The organism is Parapedobacter sp., from assembly GCF_053550995.1.
In genome coordinates, this window is record NZ_JBMQOC010000107.1 from 1 (window position 1) to 5,939 (window position 5,939).

The 5,939-nt window shown below is 52.7% G+C and carries 4 protein-coding genes and 1 pseudogene; all 5 read left to right on the top strand.

Annotation, left to right across the window (positions count from 1 at the left end; translation table 11 throughout):
* On the top strand, positions 1-1,513 hold a 1,513-nt coding region (locus ACO1NT_RS14440; RefSeq protein WP_449049429.1), incomplete at its 5' end, for an acyl-CoA carboxylase subunit beta.
* Positions 1,514-1,637: 124 nt separating this feature from the next.
* Positions 1,638-2,987, top strand: coding sequence for an acyl-CoA dehydrogenase family protein (locus ACO1NT_RS14445; protein WP_449049431.1), 1,350 nt, complete (start codon positions 1,638-1,640; stop codon positions 2,985-2,987).
* Between the two features lie 92 nt (positions 2,988-3,079).
* Entirely contained in the window at positions 3,080-3,514 is a 435-nt protein-coding gene (locus ACO1NT_RS14450; RefSeq protein ID WP_449049432.1) for an RrF2 family transcriptional regulator, read from the top strand.
* Positions 3,515-3,575: 61 nt separating this feature from the next.
* The gene (locus tag ACO1NT_RS14455) at positions 3,576-5,717 is read left to right on the top strand and encodes a cbb3-type cytochrome c oxidase subunit I (protein WP_449049433.1); all 2,142 of its coding nucleotides are present in this window, start codon (positions 3,576-3,578) and stop codon (positions 5,715-5,717) included.
* 36 nt (positions 5,718-5,753) lie between these two features.
* A pseudogene (locus tag ACO1NT_RS14460) lies at positions 5,754-5,939 on the top strand (cytochrome-c oxidase); the annotation flags it as partial.

Here is a 5,939-nt window from a genome sequence, read left to right on the forward strand (position 1 = left end):
AGCCAAGGGGAAGATGCTGGCCCGCGAGCGGATAGACCATTTGCTTGATGCCGACCGGCCCTGGCTCGAAATCGGTGCTATGGCGGCCGACGGTATGTATGCCGAAGACGGCGGGTGCCCATCGGCAGGCGTGGTTGCCGGTATCGGTTATGTAGCCGGCCGCCAATGTATGGTCGTGGCCAACGATGCCACCGTGAAGGCAGGGGCATGGTTCCCCATGACTGCCAAGAAAAACCTGCGCGCGCAAGAGATCGCCATGGAAAACCGCTTGCCGATTATTTACCTTGTAGACTCCGCGGGCGTATACCTACCCATGCAGGATGAGATTTTCCCCGACAAGGAGCATTTCGGCCGTATTTTCCGCAACAATGCCCGCATGAGCAGCGAGGGTATCGTGCAGTTGGCAGCCATCATGGGCTCGTGCGTGGCCGGGGGTGCCTACTTGCCCATCATGAGCGACGAGGCCATGATCGTGGATGGTACCGGCTCGGTGTTCCTGGCGGGATCATACCTGGTCAAATCAGCCATCGGCGAGTCGGTGGATAACGAAACGCTGGGCGGCGCAACCACGCACTGCGAAATATCGGGTGTAACCGACTACAAGCAGCCGGATGATAAGACGTGCCTGGAGTCCATCCGCCGCATCATGGATAAGCTAGGCAAGCCGAAGGATGCCGGTTTTGACCGGATAAAGCCGACCCCCCCGAAATTGGACGAACAGGAAATCTACGGCATATTGCCCGCCTCGCGCGAAAAACCGTATGATATGGGCGAAATCATCCGCCGATTGGTAGATGGTTCCGATTTTGAGGAATATAAGGAAGGCTATGGCCAAAGTATCATCTGCGGTCTGGGGCGCATGGAGGGGTGGGCCGTGGGCATCGTGGCCAACCAACGTAAGGTGGTGAAAAGCAAGAAAGGGGAGATGCAGTTCGGTGGCGTGATCTATTCGGATGCGGCCGATAAGGCCACCCGCTTCATCATGAATTGCAACCAAAAGAAGATACCACTGGTCTTCCTGCAAGATGTAACGGGCTTCATGGTGGGGAGCCGCGCGGAGCAGGGCGGCATTATCAAAGATGGCGCTAAAATGGTCAATGCTGTGGCCAATTCTGTCGTGCCCAAGTTTACCGTCGTCGTCGGCAATTCATACGGTGCGGGGAACTACGCCATGTGCGGAAAAGCATACGATCCACGGCTTATCTTCGCATGGCCGTCGGCCAAGATTGCGGTAATGGGGGGTAGCCAAGCGGCAAAAACGCTGCTCCAAATCCAAACCGCGTCGTTAAAGAAATCAGGCACGGACGTTGATACACAACAACAGGATGCCCTGCTTAAGGAGATCACCGAGCGGTATGACCAACAGACAACGCCCTACTACGCCGCGGCCCGCCTGTGGGTGGATGGGATCATCGATCCGCTGGATACGCGCAAAGTCATCGCGATGGGGATAGCGGCTGCCAATCAGGCACCGATCGAAAAGCCTTTCAACGTGGGGGTGATTCAGACGTGAGATATGGGACGTGAGATTTGAGACAACAGGCGTAATAATCATCAGCGAGCATCCGCTAAATCCGTGTCATCCGCGTACTATGGCATAAGTTTAAGCACTAAATATACCCAACAAAAGCAATGTGATGTTTTCAAAAATTAAAAAGGCATACCAACTGTTCAAAAGCATCGATTTCGAGCAATTGGACAAACTGTCGCAGAAAGTAGACCTGCCAAAGGCGATGGATTCGTTTTCCAAGTTGGACGAGAAACAGCTCGCCGGACTGATGAAGATGCTCGACGGTGGGAAACCGAAACGCGAATTGCCCCCTATCAATGGCGACTTCTACGAGCTGCATATGCGCTTGAGCGATGAGGATCGCGCACTGCAACTGAAGGTACGCGATTTTATGGAGCGCGAAATCAGGCCGCTGGTTAACCACTACTGGTTGCGCGATGAATTTCCGTTTGAGATCATTCCCAAACTAGCGGAATTAAATATCTGTGGCCTTACCTATGATGGGTATGGCTGTGCCGGCAAGTCATCGCTGATGGAAGGGATCATCGCGATGGAGATTGCCCGTGTCGATGCTTCGGTGGCCACCTTCTTCGGCGTACAGAGTGGCCTGGCCATGGGGTCGATATACCTTTGCGGTTCTGATGCGCAAAAGCAGGAATGGTTGCCTGCCATGCAGCAGATGAAACTGATCGGTGCCTTCGGCCTTACCGAACCCGAAGTGGGATCGGGTGCGGCGGGCGGACTTACCGTTACGGCCCGCAAAACGGAAAAAGGGTGGCTGCTGAATGGCCAGAAAAAATGGATAGGCAACGCTACCTTCGCCGATGTGACCGTTATATGGGCCAAAGATGTGGCCGACGGGGAGGTGAAAGGGTTCCTGGTGCGGAAAGGTACCCCCGGCTTCGAGGTGGAAAAGATAAAAGGGAAGATGGCTTTGCGGATTGTGCAGAACGGACTGATTACGATGACGGATTGCCTGGTGGAAGAAGGTGACCGTTTGCAGCACGCCAACTCATTCAAAGACACCGCCAAGGTGCTGCAGCTTACCCGTGCGGGCGTGGCGTGGATGGCCGTGGGCTGCGCAAGGGGAGCCTATGAAAATGCCCTCGATTACACCCGGAAACGCAAGCAGTTCGGTAAGCCCATTGCATCGTTCCAACTGATCCAAAACCACCTGGTTGAAATGCTATCCAACCTCACAGCCATGCAGACGTTGGTGTACCGCTTGTCCGAATTGCAGGATGGCGGTATGCTGCGCGATGAACACGCATCGCTGGCCAAAGTATTCTGTACACTGCGTACCCGCGATATCGTTAGCCAAGCCCGGGAAGTGATGGGCGGCAACGGCATCCTGTTGGAATATGACGTGGCGCGCTTCCTGGCCGATGCAGAGGCCATTTACTCCTACGAAGGGACCAAGGAAATCAATTCGCTGATTGTCGGTAGATCCATTACCGGATTCAGTGCATTTGTTTAGAGATCATTGGATACAAATCGTTACGAAATAAGAAAAAGAGTTTTTTATCTTTTATTTATACTTTGTATATTTGCCCCGCAATTGATTGATAGATGTTTTCAAAAACATGTGAGTATGCCATCCGGGCAATGATTTTCATTGCCAAGCGGTCTAAAGCCGGCGAAAAGGCCGGTATCAAGGAAATCAGCAAAGAGATTGATTCCCCGGAGTCGTTCATCGCCAAGATATTGCAAGATTTGAGCCGCAAGGGTTTGGTGCTGTCTGCCAAGGGACCCAGTGGGGGGTTTTTCCTTGATGAGCATTTACTCAACGGCTCGTTGGCCGATATCGTGAAATCAGTGGATGGCGAGAAAATTTTCTCAGGTTGCGGACTTGGGTTGAAGCAATGTTCCGAAGCGAAACCTTGCCCTATCCACTACCAGTTCAAAATCATCCGGGAAGAAATGCGCGATATGCTGGAAGGAGCAAAACTCAGTTCATTCACCGAGGAATTGGAAAACAAGTTGACTTTCCTGAAACGAGATTAGGCATGTCGTTTTTTTGTTTATATAAAGGATAAAAAGGTATTAATATATTTTAAAGTTGGGTATGGTAAGGATCTCATCATTGTTTACAGGTATTGTTTTCCTGGTGTTATTTCCGGTGCTGCTTTTTGCGCAAGGGGAGATGCGCCCCTTCCGTTTCGCATTCGATCAAACGGAGGTAATCATTCTGGCCTCCCTGCTAGCGTTGGTAGCCATACTACTTTTTGCCATATGGCTGTTGCACCGTATCGAAAGCATCAAACGGGTCGCTGACCGCCGGCGCGCCGCTGGTGAGATGGGATACCGCAAATACATCCAGCAATTGGATACCCATCAACTTGGACGCCTCATCTCCATCATTCGCAAACGGAACAAGAAGGATACCGCTTCGGGCGATGATGCGCTGCGAAAAGTGTTGCTCGTCTTATTCTTTTCCTCATTCGTAGGGGTTTCGTGGGCACAGCCTGCCGGTAGCGGCGAAGGGGGGGCACTGTTGGGCCAAGCAGGCATCATCATCACGGTGGTGCTGTTGCTTATACCCATCTTGGTGGGGTTCGTGATTATGGTCGGCAAGGCATCGCGTGTACTGAAGCGGTACCGCAACAAGATGGACGTGGCCGAGGCCGATGGGTTTGCAGCTTACCTGCGCGAGGTGGATGCCGAGCAGGCCGAAGGCGAGCTGCTGGAACGGAAAAAAGCGCTGGACTACCGGTTGACCGATACGGAGCTCTCCGGACCCGAGGCGGCTGCCGACCGGCTGGGTATTATCAAAATCAGGGAAAATTCGGGACTTCCTTTCGTTGCCGTGAAGAAAAAGGCCCAACGGAGGCCCAACATAGACCCCAAGCTGCGTAAATTGATTGTCTGGTACTTGGTGGCGGCCACCTGTTGGCTGCTTTTCGGAACCACCGTGGGCCAATATTTGGGTATCAAGTTTGTCGCGCCGGATGCCGACCAAGTGAGCTGGCTGAGTTTCGGGCGTTTGCGGCCGGTGCATACCAATGCGGTATTCTGGGGCTGGGCGTCGCTGGCCATGATCGGTTTAGGATACTATGTCGTACCCCGTGTTAGCAACGTAGCTATCGCCAGCTTGAAAATGGGCTGGTATTCGTTTTACCTCATCAACGCCGCCGTTATACTGGGCTCGCTGTCGCTCATGGCGGGCATCAATAATGGCGGCGGCGAGTACCGTGAGTATATCTGGCCCATTATGCTGTTGTTCGGTGTCGGCCTGGTGCTTACACTTATCAATTACCTGAAAACCGTGGCCAAGCGGACTACCCGCGAAATCTACATTTCCAATTGGTACATCATCTCTGCGGTAATTTTCGCTTTGGTGATATCCATCGTGGCGTATGTTCCCTGGTGGCAGGAAGGGTTGGGCGAAACCATCATCCAAGGGTATTACATGCACCAGGGAGTAGGGATGTGGTTCATGCTGTTCATGCTCGGTGTGGTGTATTATTTCCTGCCACAGCAATTGAATAGGCCCATCTATTCCTATAGTTTGGGTATTTTGGCTTTCTGGACACAGATTCTCTTCTATACGCTTATCGGTACCCACCACTTCGTGTTCAGTGCCATCCCCTGGTGGCTGCAAACCGTGGCCATCGTTGGCAGTATGGGCATGGTCATTCCGGTAGCCGCCGGCACGGCCAATTTCCTGCTTACCTTTAAGGGAGGGTGGTATAAGGTTAAAGACAGCTATACGCTTCCTTTCTTCCTCATCGGTATCATCTTTTACTTTACGGGCTCGTTGCAGGGCACGGCCGAAGCCTTCCGTTATACCAACCTGCTGTGGCACTTTACAGATTTTACCGTCGCGCACTCGCACCTCACCATGTATGGCATCATCAGCTTTTTCCTCTGGGCAGGCATATATGCCTTGGTGCCGCGGCTAACCGGCAAGGAGGCACCGCAGTCTACCGTAGGTGCCCACTTCTGGATGGCATTGATCGGACTGATGTTCTATACCATTCCGTTGATGTATGGCAGTACCCTGAAAGGCCTCATGTGGATGGATGGGAAACCGTTTATCGAAAGCGTAACGATGATGATGCCCTACTGGCTATGGCGGGCCATCGGGGGCAGCCTCATGTGGTTGTCGCACCTATTTTTCGCTTACAACATGTATAAAATGCTGTCGGTGGATAAAGAGACGCTCGACATCGGCGAAACGGCCATCCGGCATGCCGAGGGGGATTAATTCAGTGATTCGACATTCAGTATAATACAGTAGGAGATGGAATTTTTTAACGATCATAGAAAGCTATTCACCGCGGCGTTTTTGTTGTTCTTGGTACTGACGCTTTTTGTGGCTATCCTGCCGGCGTTGCACAACCAACAGGCGAACGCGCCGTTGCCGGGCCATGAGCCATTGAGTGAGGCGGCTGAGAAGGGGAAGTCGGTTTTTATCGCCAACGGCTGC